At 71.6% G+C, this 14277-nt stretch carries 16 protein-coding genes and 1 pseudogene; 9 read left to right on the top strand and 8 right to left on the bottom strand.

Annotated features, from left to right (window positions below):
• The first annotated feature begins 5 nt into the window (after positions 1 to 5).
• Positions 6 to 1499, top strand: coding sequence for an LVIVD repeat-containing protein (locus ACWCWD_RS16240; RefSeq protein ID WP_450773439.1), 1494 nt, complete (start codon positions 6 to 8; stop codon positions 1497 to 1499).
• A gap of 185 nt (positions 1500 to 1684) precedes the next feature.
• Here the strand turns inward: ACWCWD_RS16240 and ACWCWD_RS16235 are convergent, their stop codons facing one another.
• The 6 genes from ACWCWD_RS16235 to ACWCWD_RS16210 all read right to left on the bottom strand — a co-directional run bounded on the left by ACWCWD_RS16235 (position 1685) and on the right by ACWCWD_RS16210 (position 5897).
• The gene (locus ACWCWD_RS16235; protein ID WP_450773438.1) at positions 1685 to 2200 is read right to left on the bottom strand and encodes a GNAT family N-acetyltransferase; all 516 of its coding nucleotides are present in this window, start codon (positions 2198 to 2200) and stop codon (positions 1685 to 1687) included.
• An 86-nt stretch (positions 2201 to 2286) separates the two neighbouring features.
• Positions 2287 to 2472, bottom strand: a complete 186-nt coding sequence (locus ACWCWD_RS16230; RefSeq protein ID WP_450773437.1) for a hypothetical protein — start codon at positions 2470 to 2472, stop codon at positions 2287 to 2289.
• A 73-nt stretch (positions 2473 to 2545) separates the two neighbouring features.
• Positions 2546 to 3259, bottom strand: a complete 714-nt coding sequence (locus ACWCWD_RS16225; RefSeq protein WP_450773436.1) for an HAD family hydrolase — start codon at positions 3257 to 3259, stop codon at positions 2546 to 2548.
• A 19-nt stretch (positions 3260 to 3278) separates the two neighbouring features.
• Complete coding sequence (locus ACWCWD_RS16220) at positions 3279 to 4073, bottom strand: phosphatase PAP2 family protein (RefSeq protein ID WP_450773435.1); 795 nt, start codon at positions 4071 to 4073, stop codon at positions 3279 to 3281.
• Positions 4074 to 4238: 165 nt separating this feature from the next.
• On the bottom strand, positions 4239 to 5177 hold the full coding sequence (locus ACWCWD_RS16215; protein ID WP_450773433.1) for a M56 family metallopeptidase: 939 nt from the start codon (positions 5175 to 5177) through the stop codon (positions 4239 to 4241).
• A 138-nt stretch (positions 5178 to 5315) separates the two neighbouring features.
• Entirely contained in the window at positions 5316 to 5897 is a 582-nt protein-coding gene (locus ACWCWD_RS16210) for a DUF5134 domain-containing protein (RefSeq protein ID WP_450773431.1), read from the bottom strand.
• A gap of 247 nt (positions 5898 to 6144) precedes the next feature.
• Here ACWCWD_RS16210 and ACWCWD_RS16205 point away from each other — a divergent pair, with 247 nt between their 5' ends.
• Complete coding sequence (locus ACWCWD_RS16205; RefSeq protein ID WP_450773429.1) at positions 6145 to 6696, top strand: GNAT family N-acetyltransferase; 552 nt, start codon at positions 6145 to 6147, stop codon at positions 6694 to 6696.
• Positions 6697 to 6833: 137 nt separating this feature from the next.
• Here ACWCWD_RS16205 and ACWCWD_RS16200 read toward each other — a convergent pair whose 3' ends face one another.
• Positions 6834 to 7502 (bottom strand): glycerophosphodiester phosphodiesterase, encoded by a 669-nt coding sequence (locus ACWCWD_RS16200; RefSeq protein WP_450773427.1) that lies wholly within the window; start codon positions 7500 to 7502, stop codon positions 6834 to 6836.
• 248 nt (positions 7503 to 7750) lie between these two features.
• Here ACWCWD_RS16200 and ACWCWD_RS16195 point away from each other — a divergent pair, with 248 nt between their 5' ends.
• The 4 genes from ACWCWD_RS16195 (at position 7751) to ACWCWD_RS16180 (ending at position 11677) form a co-directional block, all read left to right on the top strand.
• On the top strand, positions 7751 to 9148 hold the full coding sequence (locus ACWCWD_RS16195) for a DUF6421 family protein (RefSeq protein WP_450773425.1): 1398 nt from the start codon (positions 7751 to 7753) through the stop codon (positions 9146 to 9148).
• 26 nt (positions 9149 to 9174) lie between these two features.
• Positions 9175 to 9936: an SDR family NAD(P)-dependent oxidoreductase gene (locus ACWCWD_RS16190; protein WP_450773622.1), complete on the top strand. Its 762-nt coding sequence runs from the start codon at positions 9175 to 9177 to the stop codon at positions 9934 to 9936.
• Complete coding sequence (locus ACWCWD_RS16185; RefSeq protein WP_450773423.1) at positions 9915 to 10994, top strand: threonine aldolase family protein; 1080 nt, start codon at positions 9915 to 9917, stop codon at positions 10992 to 10994. Before ACWCWD_RS16190 ends, ACWCWD_RS16185 begins: the two co-directional genes overlap by 22 nt.
• Before the next feature lie 83 nt (positions 10995 to 11077).
• The gene (locus ACWCWD_RS16180; protein WP_450773422.1) at positions 11078 to 11677 is read left to right on the top strand and encodes a transglutaminase-like domain-containing protein; all 600 of its coding nucleotides are present in this window, start codon (positions 11078 to 11080) and stop codon (positions 11675 to 11677) included.
• A 55-nt stretch (positions 11678 to 11732) separates the two neighbouring features.
• On the opposite strand, the gene ACWCWD_RS16175 is transcribed toward ACWCWD_RS16180, so the two are convergent.
• Positions 11733 to 12455, bottom strand: a complete 723-nt coding sequence (locus ACWCWD_RS16175; RefSeq protein ID WP_450773421.1) for a lysophospholipid acyltransferase family protein — start codon at positions 12453 to 12455, stop codon at positions 11733 to 11735.
• Between the two features lie 216 nt (positions 12456 to 12671).
• On the opposite strand from ACWCWD_RS16175, the gene ACWCWD_RS16170 reads away from it, so the two are divergent.
• From ACWCWD_RS16170 to ACWCWD_RS16160, 3 genes and pseudogenes are all read left to right on the top strand, one after another.
• Positions 12672 to 12998 carry a TlpA family protein disulfide reductase gene (locus ACWCWD_RS16170; protein WP_450773419.1) on the top strand — a complete coding sequence of 109 codons (327 nt, stop codon included), beginning with the start codon at positions 12672 to 12674 and terminating at the stop codon, positions 12996 to 12998.
• 196 nt (positions 12999 to 13194) lie between these two features.
• Complete coding sequence (locus ACWCWD_RS16165) at positions 13195 to 13701, top strand: flavin reductase family protein (RefSeq protein WP_450773418.1); 507 nt, start codon at positions 13195 to 13197, stop codon at positions 13699 to 13701.
• Between the two features lie 482 nt (positions 13702 to 14183).
• A pseudogene (locus ACWCWD_RS16160) lies at positions 14184 to 14277 on the top strand (electron transfer flavoprotein subunit beta); the annotation flags it as partial.

Raw genomic sequence — 14277 nt, 5'->3', positions numbered from 1 at the left:
AAGAAGTGACCTTGTTGCACACCACCAGCGTGCGACGGAGACGGCTGGGCGTGGCAGCAGCCGCGGCCGGGCTCCTCGCGACACTGTTGACAGCCACCAGCGCCGTCGCGTCGCCCGAACCCGGGAACACCACCACGAGTGCGGCCGCTACGGTCTCGTCGGACACCCGCGCGCAGGCGGAGGCGGCCATCGCGAGCGGCGACATACCCGGCGTCGACGAGATCGTCCACAGCGACAACATCGAGCACCTCGTCAACGTGCCGAAGGACGCGCTGCAGGGCATCAACACGGACCTGGCCTTCCAGGGGAAGTACGCCTTCGCCGGCAACTTCGACGGCTTCCGCATCTTCGACATCAGCAACCCGAAGAAGCCGAAGACCGTCGCCCAGGTGCTCTGCCCCGGATCGCAGAACGACATCTCGGTCTCCGGTGACCTGCTCTTCCTCTCCACCGACTCCTCGCGCAGCGACAACTCCTGTGCCAGTACCACCCAGCCGGCCACCGAGAAGTCCTCCTGGGAGGGCATCAAGGTCTTCGACATCAGCGACAAGCGCCACCCGGAGTACGTCGCCTCCGTCGAGACGGCCTGCGGCTCGCACACCCACACCATCGTGCCGAAGCGCAACGACGTGTACGTGTACGTGTCCTCGTACTCGCCCAACGAGGCGTTCCCGGACTGCCAGCCGCCGCACGACGGGATCTCCGTCATCAAGGTGCCGCGCAAGGCGCCCGAGCAGGCCCGGATCGTGAACTTCCCGGTGCTCTTCCCGGACGGCGGCAACCCGGGGGCCCCGGCGAACCCCGGTGTCTCCAAGACCACCGGCTGCCACGACATCACCGTGCTGCCTTCCAAGGACCTCGCGGCGGGCGCCTGCATGGGTGACGGCCTGCTCTTCTCCATCAAGGACCCGGCCAACCCGAAGATCATCGACCGGGTGCAGGACAACGTGAACTTCGCGTTCTGGCACTCGGCCACCTTCAACCAGGACGCCGACAAGGTCGTCTTCACCGACGAGCTCGGCGGCGGCGGCGCGGCCACCTGCAACGAGGAGACCGGACCGAACCGGGGCGCCGACGGCATCTACGACATCGTCGGCAAGGGCGACCACCGCAAGCTGGTCTTCCGCAGCTACTTCAAGATCGGCCGCTACCAGGCCGACGTCGAGGTCTGCGTCGCCCACAACGGCTCGATCATCCCCGTCAAGGGCCGGGACCTGATGGTCCAGGCCTGGTACCAGGGCGGCATCTCCGTCTGGGACTTCACCGACTCCGGCAAGCCCAAGGAGATCGCCTACTTCGAGCGCGGCCCCGTCAACCTCGACGCCGTCACCACGGCCGGCCCCTGGTCGGCGTACTACTACAACGGCTACATCTACTCCAACGACATCGCGAAGGGCCTGGACGTCCTCGCCCTGCACGACCGCCGGACCGACCCCGCGAAGCGGGTCCGGCTCGACGAGCTGAACGTCCAGACGCAGCCCGACTACTTCGCCCGCTGACCCACCGACACATCGGCGGCGCGCAGCAGAAACAGCATCACGCGGTCCGCCGGGTCCGGACCCGGCGGACCGCCCCGCGTCGCCCGGCACGTGGCGGGGACGGAGTGAAACGGTGGCCGGTGAGCGGTGGCGGGGAGACGCCGGCACCGCTGATTCCGGCGGCGCAGGGGATCGCCGGAGTCGGATCAGCTTCCGGAGCCCGGGCGGTGCTCCATGCAGACGAGTTCACGCCGGTCCTCCCAGGACTCGACGGCGGTGAAGCCGTGGCGTACGTACAGCGCGATCGCGCCGGCCCGCCAGTTCCAGACGGAGAGACGCACGGTGCGGACACCGTTCCCTTCGGCCGCCGCGAGCGCCTCCCGGAGCAGACAGGACGCCACGCCACCGCCGCGGAAGGCGGGGCCGACCCACAGCCGCTTGATCTCCGCGCGCCCCTCGTCGTCGGGGGCGGTCAGGATCGCGCACCCCACGGCGGTCTCGTCGTCGACGGCCAGCAGGACGAGGTCACCGGCGAACGCGGTGTCCGGCGATCGGATCTCGGAGAGGTACCGCTCGGGAAGGTCCTCCGGACGCGTGACACCCAGGCCCTTCTCCTCCTCCGTGCGCAGATGGTAGGCGGTGAGGAGAGCGGTGAGGCCGTGCGCGGCGGAGACCTGGGCGCCGGGGAGGCGCAGGGTGCGGAAAGCGGGCCGGTCGTTCATCCCGGAATCATCGCAGCAGGCCCGACGCGGGTACGGCCGGGCCCGGCGCGGGTGCGACGTGGGTGCGCCCGGGCCCGGACGGTGGCTCAGGCCGCCGTCCGCCGAGCGCTCGTCCCCGTGGCGGCCGCCCACTCGACCAGCAGCCCCTGGTACGTCGCCTCGTCCGACGCGGACAGCACGAGGCCGTCCGAGCGCTGCAGCAGATCGCGGATCTCCTGGTTGATCACCGCGGCGGGACGGACGGAACGGGACGGAGTGGGAGGACGGGACATGTCCACCAGGCTACGGGGCAGAATCCGGCGATCCGGTCGCCGAGCGGGCGGGACATCTCACACCCGACGCACCTCACACCGCCTCGCCGCCCGCCTGGGCCACCAGCCCCAGGCGCCGCAGCCCGTCCGGCCGCTCGGTCACCGGCAGATGGTCCACGAAGCGCACCCCGCACCCCAGTGCGGCGGCGCCGCCGTCGGCGTGACGGTCGTCACCGACCATCACCACGGCCTCGGGACGCAGGGAGAGGCGCTCGCAGGCGGTACGGAAGAGCCGCACGTCCGGCTTCTGCACGCCGTGCTCGAAGGAGAGGACGTACGTGTCCACGAACTCGTCCAGCCCGTGGGCCCGGAAGACCGGGCGCAGGTCCCAGCCGATGTTGCTGACCACCCCGACCGCCGTGCCGTTCGCCCGCAGACCACGCAGTACCTCGGCGGCGTCCGGGTAGGGGAGCCAGGCGTCCGGCGACATGTGGCGCGCGTAGAGGGCGTCGTGCGTCCCCTCACCCGGCAGCTCGACCTCGCGCGCGAGCCCCGAGTACGCGGCGCGGTGCAGCTCGGCACTCTCGTCGCGCGCCGCGTACGCCTCGGCCAGCGCGGCCGGTACGCGCACGGGGCTCGGCCCGCCCGGCAGCGCTCCGGCCTCCGTCAGCTCGCGCACGTACCGGTCGAAGCTCTCCTCGTCGGTCTCCGTGCCCTGCTCGTCGAAGACCGCGCGGAGCCAGGAGGAGACCGACTCGATGCGGAAGAGGGTCCCGGAGAAGTCGAAGAGCACGCCCTTGATCGTCATGGGGCTGATCCTGTCGCCCTCAGGATCGGTGTGACAAATTCCCCGCCCGGTCCCGGCCGCCGCTCCACCGGTCCCGGCGGCTCCCCGACCGGTCCCGCCCGCCGCCCGCCCGGGCGCTGACCACCGCGTGACCCGCGACCGAGAACGCCACCACGCTCATCCCGAGCAGCACCCCGGCCACCACGTCCGAGAGCCAGTGCACCCCCAGGTAGACCCGGGTGAAGGAGACACCCACCACCGAGACCACCGCCAGGGCGACGCAGGCCAGGGCGACGCAGGCCACCGGGACCGCCGCGCCACGGACCGGGGGAGCCGGCCGCGCCCGCCAGAGCAGCCACAGCAGCAGGCCGCCCGCCACCGTCGCCGACATCGCGTGGCCCGAGGGGAACGCCGCGTACTGCGCGGAATCAACCGGATCCTGCCAGTGCGGGCGGTCCCGGCCCACGGCCGCCTTGACGCCCTGCTGGAGGAGGGCCGAGAACAGCATGGTCGCCGCGATCCACGCCGCGAGCAGCCGGGCCCCGCGCCACCACAGCGTCACCACGGCGACCGCGATCAGGGCGCGCGCGGTCCACGGATCCCACACCCAGTCCGTCAGCACCCGGGCGACCCGGACCTCCCCGGGCCCGGCCACGGCACGGCGGTGGAGGTTTTCGGCGACGGCGTGGTCCAGCGTCGTCAGCGGCGGCCATGCCGTGGCCACCATCACCAACAGGACGAGGGCGAGCGCGCCGCAGACCGCCCCGGTCCGCACGGCACGCGTGACCTTCGCCGGTCCGGAGGGCCGCGCTGGGGGAGAGGCGGGAGAGGACATGCGCAGATCCTCGTCGAACCCGCCCGTTTTCCGGTGGACGCGGCCCCGCACGGAACGGCGGGTTCCGGCCGGGGCCGCCCGGTGTCTCCAGGCCGTGTCCGTCGTATCCGCCACGCGCCCGGGATCAGCGGGCACCGGCCGCCCGAGGGGGTGGCAGGACACGGCCTACGGTCGCAGCGTGCCGATCGCCGGTACGAACGCCACCAGCAGCGGAACGACCGGCACCAGCGAGGCCGCGGCGGTGAGCCGGAGCCGGTGCCCGGCGGTGAGCCGCTCCCCCGGCTCCAGCAGCCTGTTGACACGCCGCGGCACCTGTCCGTCGTGGGCGCGGCACGGGTCGAACACGCCCCGGTCCTCGTTGAGTCCGACCAGCGCGAGGGCGGTCGTCAGCCGGCCGAAGCGCCGGGAGGCCATGTCGTCGGCGGCCAGTTCGACCAGCCGGTGCATCTCGTCGCGGAACGCGGCGAAGACCGGTACCTGCGGGAAGCCGTTGGCCAACGCCGCCGAGCAGTGCAGCAGCCAGTCGTGCCGGGCCCGGGCGTGCCCCTGCTCATGGGCGAGGACCGCGTCCAGCTGACGGCCCTTCAGGCGCCCCAGTGCCGCGGTGGTGATGACGAGCCGCGGGGCCGGTCCGGGCAGCCACCAGGCGTCCGGGCGTCGGCCCTCCAGGATGACCAGCCGCTCGTCGCCCGGCTCCTCGCCGTCCAACAGCGGTGACCGCACGAGGAGTTCGGTGCGGCGCAGACGCCGGCGGAGGCGCGCGCGGCGCACCTCGCGCAGCAGCATCGCGCCGCTCCACGCGCCTGCGGCGGCCAGCACCACGGCCACCACCGCCGACCAGGGGCCGTACCCGGCCAGCGCGTACGCCTCGACCACCGTGTGCGGGGCAGGCGCGAAGACATGGCCCCGGACCGCCTGCCACGCCGCCGCCGCGCTGAACGTCATCGACAGGGCGAAGGAGACCAGCACTCCCGCGACCACGCACTGCCAGACCCACAGCGCCACCACGGGCTCGCGCTCCGGCCACCGGGCCCTCGCCATCAGGCGGGGAGCCAGCACGGCGGTCAGTGCGCCGAGCGACAGCAGGGCGAGGGAGACCAACATGCGGTCAGCCTATGAGCGCGCGGGGGGCGCCGATACGGCTCCGGCGGTCAAGTGACGTACGCCACGGCGCACGGACGCATGGGAGCGCACGGCGCGGGACTCGGGCGCGGCGCCGGAGAGCCTCGCCCGGCCGTCGCGTCAGAGGCCCGCCAGCATCGCGAGCATGGCCAGGCCCATCGTCACCCGGCAGGCGAGCGCCAGTTCGGGCCGGGCACGCCAGCTCCCGGTCACCGCGGCCGTACCCGTACCGGCACCGGTGGCGACGGGTATCAGGTGCCCGGCGGCCCCCAGCACGTAGAGCGCGTAGTAGACGAGGAGCGCCCCGGTGAGCAGGGGCAGACCCGCTCCGGCGCCGGCGTGTCCGGCGTGCGGGCCGCCACCGGCTCCGGGCGCCGTGGCGGGGGCCATGGACACGGCCATGTAGACCATCGCCAGGGAGCCGACCAGATGGTGGAGATGGTGCCCGCCCCGGCGTGCCGACCAGGCCGACCGCAGCGCGGCCGCGCCGAACAGCACGGCGTACGCCGCCCACGCCCACTCCGGGGGCGTGAGCAGAGCGGCCGGAACGGCCATCGCGGCCATGCCGAACCCCATGAGCGCCTCGGCGTGAGCGACTCGCCGCTCCTCCCCGGTTCCGGCGCGCGCCCGCAGCAGGCAGTAGGCGCCCGTCGCCGTGCACAGCACCATGAGCAGCCAGCCGGACAGCGCCGGTCCGTGCACAGCGCACCTCCCCCTCCGGTGTGCCAAAGCTGTCCCGTACTCGATTCCCGGCGGGCCGCCGCGACAACCCGGCGCACAGTGGCGCGTGGGGTGCACAAGGGGGAGTGACCGGGTTCGTGGTGGGCTCCGGCGGTCGGGTTACCCTCGTGCGCGGCGCCGGAGCAGAGGTCCGGCGCCGAAGCAGAGCACCGCCCGGCGGGCGGGCCCGAGGGCCTGTCGTGCAGGGCGGAGAAACGGAGACCGTTCCATGGAGATCGCCCCGCCGCGCGTCACGCACCGGCTCACCTTCCGCGACGCGGCCGAGGACGACGTGCCGGCGCTCGTGGAGCTGGTCGAGTCCGCCTACCGGGGAGAGTCCAGCCGCACGGGCTGGACCACCGAGTCGCACATCCTCGAAGGCCGGCGGACCAACGACGAAGAGGTGCGCGGGATCATCGCGACCCCCGGTGGACGCCTGCTCGTGGCCGAGCGGGACGGTGCGATTGTCGCGTGCTGCCAGCTCGAACACCGGGGCGACGCGGCCTACTTCGGCATGTTCTCGGTCCGGCCGGGCCATCAGGGCGCCGGACTGGGCAAGACCGTCATCGCCGAGGCGGAGCGGGTGGCCCGCGAGGAGTGGGGTGCCACCGAGATGCAGATGACGGTGATCTCCGTGCGCGCCGAGCTGATCGCCTTCTACGAGCGCCGCGGGTACGGCCGTACGGGCCGGATGAGCCCCTTCCCGTACGGCGACGAGCGCTTCGGCGTCCCGCTCCGCGACGACCTGGAGTTCGAGCTGCTGGTCAAGGTGCTCCGCTGAAGCCCTGTCTGACCATTCTCGTCGGGCGGGCGGTGGGTCGGACACGGCCCGGGTGAGCGCTGATTCCGCTCCCGCACGAGTGGAGGGACCCGCTGTACGGCGGGTCCCTCCACGTTTCTCCGCCCACCCGGTGACGCTCAGGCTCCGATGATCTCCGGACGGTCGGTCGTCGCGCCGTCGAGCCCGAACGCCCGCACCAGAGCGAGCTGTTCGGGGGTGTTCACCACCCAGGCGATGACCCGCAGCCCGGCCGTGCGCGCCTGCTCCACGGTCTCCAGCGTCAGCCGCCGGATGTTGAGCGCGAGCGTGGCCGCCCCCGCCGCCCGCGCGCGGTCCACCACGTCCGGGCCCCAGCGGCTCGCGATCAGCACGGTCGGCACGCCCGGCAGCAGCCCTGCGATCTCCGCGACCGCCTCGTCGTGGAAGGACGACACCTCCACCCGGCCCGTCAGACCCCGCCGGGTGATCACCTCGGCCAGCGCCCGGGCCGCCGCGACGCCCTTGATCTCCGCCTGGACCGGCGAGCCCACCGCGTCGAGCACCTCCTCGAAGAGGGGCACCCGCTCGCCCTGCCCGGCGTCCAGCTCCCGCAGCTCGGCCAGCGTCTTGTCCGCGATCCGGCCCGTGCCGTCGGTCGTGCGGTCCACTTCCGCGTCGTGCATCACCACGAGCGCGCCGTCCTTGCTCAGATGCAGGTCCAGCTCGACGGCGTCCACCCCCGCCCGCTCCGCCCTGACGAAGGACCGCAGCGTGTTCTCCGGCTCGACGCCCATGAGCCCGCGATGACCGATGGTGACGAAGGACAAGGCACTCTCCTGATTCCTCACGTGGCCCGGCGCGTGTTCCTCGCTCCGCCCCGGCTGCCGGGGGCGTATCTACCCAGCCTTCGACACGGCACGACACGAGTGACGGAAGTAACGTGGTTCTGAGTAGTCGCAGGAAAATCGGCGGTGACCATGGGGGTCGGGCAGGATAATTTATTGGATCTCACTTGTCCTGGGGAACCGTGCCCGGATACGCTCGCCGAACGCGAGGCCCTGTGGAGGAAACGGTTATGACGGAAATTCTGGTACACGACGCCCCCGGCAGCGGCGTGGTCGCTGCCGAGCGGGTGGTCGACCACGCTGCGTGGCCCGTGCTCAGGAACGCCGTGGAGGAGATCAGGCCCTGGCAGTCCAAGGACGGCTCGATCGACTTCGAGTCCGACGGCGCCCCCACGGCCGCCGTCGCCGGCGCCGTCCTCGACCGGATCGTCGGCGCGGTGGAGGAGCTCTCCCCGCTGCTGCCGCACGACGCCGCCTATCACCGCGCCCTCGTCGGCGACCTGCGCCGCTGGGCCGAGGGCGGCTTCGGAGTGCCGGACTTCCTGGACTCCCTGCTCGCCTTCCAGCCGGCCAGGAACCGGGCGGACGGCCTCCAGCACCTCGTCGTCTTCGCGATGTACACGCAGAACGGCAACCCCGACCGCAATCTCGAAGCGGTCGTGCTCCGCATGGTCTGGCCCGAGTGGCTCGCCGACCTGGAGGCGACCCGCTACGACAACCCGCTGTTCTGCGGCATTACCTTCGAGGACTTCACCTCCGGGTACGACACCAACTCCGCGGTGCTCTTCCCGGAGACCATCGCCGTGCGCGAGGCCCCCGAGCGCTTCAGCTGGGGCGGCATCTTCTGCGACCGCGAGGCCGCACGCTTCCGCCGGGTCACCGAGGCCGCGGTCGACCTGCTCGGCCTGGAGCTGCCGGCGGACATCCAGGAGATGGTCGGCGACCAGCGGCGCTGCGAGCAGGCCTTCGTACTGTGGGACATGGTCCACGACCGCACCCACAGCCACGGCGACCTGCCGTTCGACCCCTTCATGATCAAGCAGCGCCAGCCGTTCTGGATGTACGGACTGGAGGAGCTGCGCTGCGACCTCACCGCCTTCAAGGAGGCCGTGAAGCTGGAGGCCGACGGCTTCCCGCAGGGCCGCGACGTCCAGTACGCCGTGCTGTTCGACCGCATGTTCCGCTTCCCCGTCACCGGCGAGCGGGTGCGCAACTACGACGGCCTCGGTGGCCAGCTGCTCTTCGCCTACCTCCACAAGCACGACGTGGTCCGCTGGACGGACAACACCCTGAAGATCGACTGGGACCGTGCCCCGCAGATCACCAACCAGCTCTGCGGCGAGATCGAGAAGCTCTACCGCGACGGCATCGACCGTCCCAAGCTCGTCCACTGGTTCGCCGCGTACGACCTGGTCGCGGAGTATCTCGCCCCGCACCCCGGCTCGCGCTGGGCCAAGGGTCCCGACGCGCTGGACCTGACACTTCCGCCGCGCAAACTCGTGGACGACGTGCTTCCGGACGAGTTTCCCCTGAGCATGTTCTATGAGGCGCTCTCCAAGAAGCTGAAGCACGTGATCGCGTCCACGGTGGGGATCACCGCGGCGAGCGCCGAGCAGGTGGCCGCGTGAGCGAGGGTCCCAAGGAGGCGGTGGCCATGAACGGTGTCCGTAACGGAACCGGCGCACTCGAAGGAGCCGTGATCGCGGTGGCCGGCGCGGCCGGTCCGGCGGGCCGGGCCACGCTGCTCCGCCTCGCCGAGGCCGGTGCGACCGTCGTCGGTGCCGACGCCCACCCGGAGCGTCTCGCCGAGGCGGTGGACGCCGCGCGGTACGCGCACGGCGGGGCCGCCGTCACCGGGGAGACCGTCGACCTGCTCGACCCGGACGCCGCCCGCGAGTGGGCGGACAAGACGGAGACGGAGTTCGGCCGGATCGACGGCCTGGTCCACCTCGTCGGCGGCTGGCGAGGCAGCGCGAACTTCGCCGACACCAATCTCTCCGACTGGGACGCGCTGGAGAAGCTGCTCATCCGCACCGTGCAGTCCACCTCCCTCGCCTTCCAGGCGGGCCTGCAGCGCAGTGACCGGGGCCGTTACGTCCTGATCAGCGCCTCCGGTGCCACCCGGCCCACTGCGGGAAACGCGGCGTACGCGGCGGCGAAGGCCGCCGCCGAGGCGTGGACCCTCGCCCTCGCCGACGCCTTCCGCAAGGCGGGGGGCGAGGAAGGGCCCAGGACCGCTGCTGCGATCCTGATCGTGAAGGCACTGGTGCACGACGCGATGCGCGCCGAGCGCCCGACTGCGAAATTCGCGGGATTCACCGACGTGACGGAACTGGCCGAGGCCATCGCCGGCGTCTGGGAGCGTCCCGCCCCCGATGTGAACGGAAAGCGCCTGTGGCTGACTCCGCAACCGTAACGACCGACGCGCGTCGTCATCACGACCCGGAGATACGCGGCTTCGCCAGTGACAACTACGCCGGTACCCACCCGGAGATCCTGGCCGCCCTCACCCTCGCCAACGACGGCCACCAGGTCGCCTACGGCGGGGACGCGTACACGGAACACCTCCAGGACGTCGTACGCGGCCACTTCGGTGAGGCCGCCGAGGCCTACCCGGTCTTCAACGGAACCGGGGCCAACGTGGTGTCCCTCCAGGCCCTGGCGGACCGCTGGGGCGCGGTGATCTGCGCCGAGTCCGCGCACATCAACATGGACGAGGGCGGGGCCCCGGAACGCGTGGGAGGGCTGAAGCTGCTCACCGTCCCGGCCCCGGACGGCAAGCTGACGCCCGCGCTCATCGACCGCCAGGCGTACGGCTTCGACGACGAGCACCGCGCGATGCCCCAGGTGGTCTCGATCACCCAGAGCACCGAGCTCGGCACCCTGTACACCCCCGAGGAAATCCGCGAGATCTGCGACCACGCCCACGGACTCGGCATGAAGGTCCACCTCGACGGCTCCAGGATCGCCAACGCGGCGGCCTCCCTGGACCTGCCGATGCGCGCCTTCACCACCGACGCGGGCGTCGACGTGGTCTCCCTCGGCGGCACCAAGAACGGCGCGGTCTTCGGCGAGGCCGTCGTGGTGCTCAACCCCGACGCGGTCCGCGCGATGAAGCACCTGCGCAAGACGTCGATGCAGCTCGCCTCCAAGATGCGCTTCGTCTCCGTGCAGCTGGAAGCCCTGTTCGCGGGCGACCTCTGGCTGCGCAACGCCCGGCACGCCAACGCGATGGCCCAGCGCCTCGCCGAGGGCGTCCGTGCCCTGGACGGCGTGGAGGTCCTCTACCCCGTGCAGTCCAACGGCGTCTTCGCCCGGCTGCCGCACGACGTCGCCGAGCGGCTCCAGAAGCGCTTCCGCTTCTACTTCTGGGACGAGGCGGCGGGGGACGTCCGCTGGATGTGCGCCTTCGACACGCGCGAGAGCGACGTGGACGCCTTCGTCCAGGCACTCGCCGAAGAGCTGAAGAGCTGAATCCGTGGCACCACGTGCATGAAAATGCGGCCGACCGGAAAAGTATTTGCTCCCGGTCGGCCGCGCTTCTATGGTCGGCGGGTATGGAAATGATCCAGGAAAACCCGGACCTCAACGCCTATCTCGCGGCGGACGAGGCGATCGACCACCACCATCCGTACGTGCGCGAGACCGCGCAGCGCCTCGGAGCCGAGACCAGCGACGCATACACATACGCCGAGGCCGCGTTCACCTTCGTCCGCGACACCATCCCGCACTCCGCGGACTCGGGGGACCTCCGGGTCGCCTGGCGCGCCTCCGACGTCCTGGCCACCCGGAACGGCATCTGCTACGCCAAATCCCACGCCCTGGCCGCTCTGCTGCGCGTCGCGGACATTCCCGCCGCGCTCTGCTACCAGAGGCTCGTGGACGAGGAGGGCGGCGTCCCCGGGGTGCACGGGCTCGTCGCCCTGCGGCTTCCGGGCCGGGGCCACTGGTCGCGGATCGACCCGCGCGGCAACAAGCCCGGCGTCGACGCGCGGTTCTCCCTCGACCGCGAGCGGCTGGCGTGGCCGGTGCACCCGGCCTTCGGGGGAGTGGACTACCCGGTCCTGCACGCGAGCCCCCACCCCGAGGTGCTGGAGGTGCTCCGCCGGGCGCGCGACCGCCACGAGCTGTGGGAGACGCTGCCGCGCGCACTCTGACGAGCGGACCCGTGCGGGCCCGCGCGAGTCCACCCGCGCGGGCCGGTCGCACGGATCAGCCGCGCTCGCGGACCTCCGCCGCCGTCGGAGCCGTACCGCCCAGATGGGCGGGCACCCACCAGGTGTCGCCCGCGTCCTTCGGCCGCACCGGATAGGCGCGCTGTGCCGCTTCCAGGAGCTCCTGGACCCGCTCGCGCAGCCGCCGGGTGATGGCCCCCGCGTACTGGTCCACGGGGGCCTCGACCGGGGCGCCGACCCTTATGGTCACCGGGATGTGGTTCCGCCGGAAGTTGCGCGGGTGCCCCTTGGTCCAGATCCGCTGGGTGCCCCACAGTGCCATCGGGATCAGCGGGACCCCCGCCTCCTGGGCCAGCCGGGCAGCACCCGACTTGAAGCTCTTCAGGGTGAAGGACGAGGAGATGGTCGCCTCGGGGAACACCCCGACGATCTCGCCGGACCGCAGCGAGGCCAGCGCGTGCGCGTAGGCGTCCTCACCCTGCTTCCGGTCGACCGGGATGTGCTTCATCCCGCGCATCAGCGGACCGGACACCTTGTGCCGGAACACCGACTCCTTGGCCATGAACCGGACGAGGCGCTTCTGCGGAAGGGCGGCGAGGCCGGAGAAGATGAAGTCGAGATAACTGATGTGGTTGCTGACCAGCACCGCGCCACCGGTTCTCGGGATGTTCTCCGAACCCTGAGTGTCGATCTTCAGGTCCAGCGCCTTGAACATGGTGCGAGCGGCGCCGATGACCGGTCGATAGACGAGTTCTGCCATCTGGAGAAGACTCCTTCTTCTGCGCCTGGGGGGTTCTCCCGGCGGAAGTTACGCGGCCGTAGGTTTTCGGCATTGTGGCGATGGTGCCCCATGTGCGACGCGGTGGCCAGTCCCGATGGGGCCGGGCGGCGAGATTCTCATCACGTGCCCCTGCCGGGAATGCGCCGCCGTCCCCCGGCGCTGACCTCCTGCGAGGAATCCGACGGAAGGACGACGGTGGACAGGACCACGGGAGCACAGAGGCTGGACGCGTCCCAACTCGGCGCGGAGCTCGGCGAACGGGCGACACTGGTGCAGTTCTCCACCGCCTTCTGTCAGCCCTGCCGCGCCACGCGCCGCACGCTCGCCGAGGTCGCGGGCATGGTCGAAGGTGTCGCCCACGTCGAGATCGACGCAGAGGCCCGTCTCGCGCTCGTCCGCCGGCTCGGCATCCGCAGCACGCCGACCGTCCTCGTCCTCGACGCCGACGGCGCGGTCGTCCGCCGCGCGGCCGGGCAGCCACGCACCGTCGACGTCGTCGCCGCACTCGGTCAGGCGATGTGACGGGCCGTGACCCCGCTCCCACATGGCGATACACACTTGACGGTAGCGGTCGCCCATCGTCAGTCTGACGTTATGCCACCGGAAATCCTTCTCTACGGCCGGGTCCACGTCGACCTGGCACGCAACGCGAGTGCGCGCTGTCCGGGTGCCTGAGCACCTACGGCCCCGTACACCCGACTCGCAGAAGGCCAATTCCATGACGGTTTCGCCCGAGCTCCGCACCGCCGTGCCCGCCTCCCCCCAGCTGCTGCGCTCCGTCTTCCGGCAGCACGCCGCCGGGGTCGCCGTGATCACCGCCTCCGGTGGGAAGCCCGTCGGATTCACCGCCACCTCACTCAACTCCGTCGCCGCCGAGCCGCCGCTCATCTCGTTCGGCGTGTCCACCACGTCCTCCAGCTGGCCCGTGGTCGCCGATGCCGCGCACATAGGCGTGCACATACTCGCCGAGGACCAGGCCGAACTGGCCGCCACCTTCGCCCGCTCCGGGGCGGACCGCTTCGGCCCGGACACCGACTGGCACCACGGGCCGGAGGGTGTGCCGGTGCTCGGCGGGGTGCTGGCGTGGCTGGTCTGCCGCGTGGTGGCCCGGGTTCCCGCGGGCGACCACTGCATCGTCATCGCCCAGGTCGAGGTCGGAGACCCCGAGGGCGGGGGCCGTCCGCTCGTCTACCACGAGGGCCGCTTCACCGCGCTGCGGGACTGACCCGAGGTGCTGTCGCGGGGCCGTTCCCGACGCCGGGACCCCCGGGGCGCGTCTTCGAAGTGTTTTCTGCCGGGCGACGTCCGGCCCGCACGCTCGCGGCGTCGCCGGATCGTCCTCGTACATCCAGTACGAGGACGATCCTCCGCCTTGCGGGCGTACGCACCGGACGTCGCCCGGCCCGGCCTCCGTCCGAACGAGGGCGTTCAGAAGACGCGCCCCATGGAGCCGGCCTGCTCCGGCCCCGCCGCAGCCGTCTCTTTCCGGCCTGGTCCCGCCCCGCCCGCGGCCGCCTTTCTCCGGGCCCGCCGCGTTGGCCACATCACAGTTCCAAGCGCTTGCTCACCGGGCACGTGAAAGGTGTACTGGCGAGTAATATTTCGCTCGGTGTGCCGGTCGCCCTGACCGGGAAACCGCCTCCTGGGGCGCCTATGCTGCGACCGACCGAGGCAGCCCAGAATTCACGATGCAGTAGGAGAGCCGGCGTGAGCTTGAGGATCGTTGTCTGTGTGAAGTACGTGCCCGACGCGACCGGTGACCGGGGGTTCGCCGATGACCTGACGGTGGACCGTGAGGACG

The sequence above is a fragment of the Streptomyces sp. NPDC001493 genome (assembly GCF_053597235.1).
This window is presented reverse-complemented; position numbering and strand designations above follow the sequence as displayed.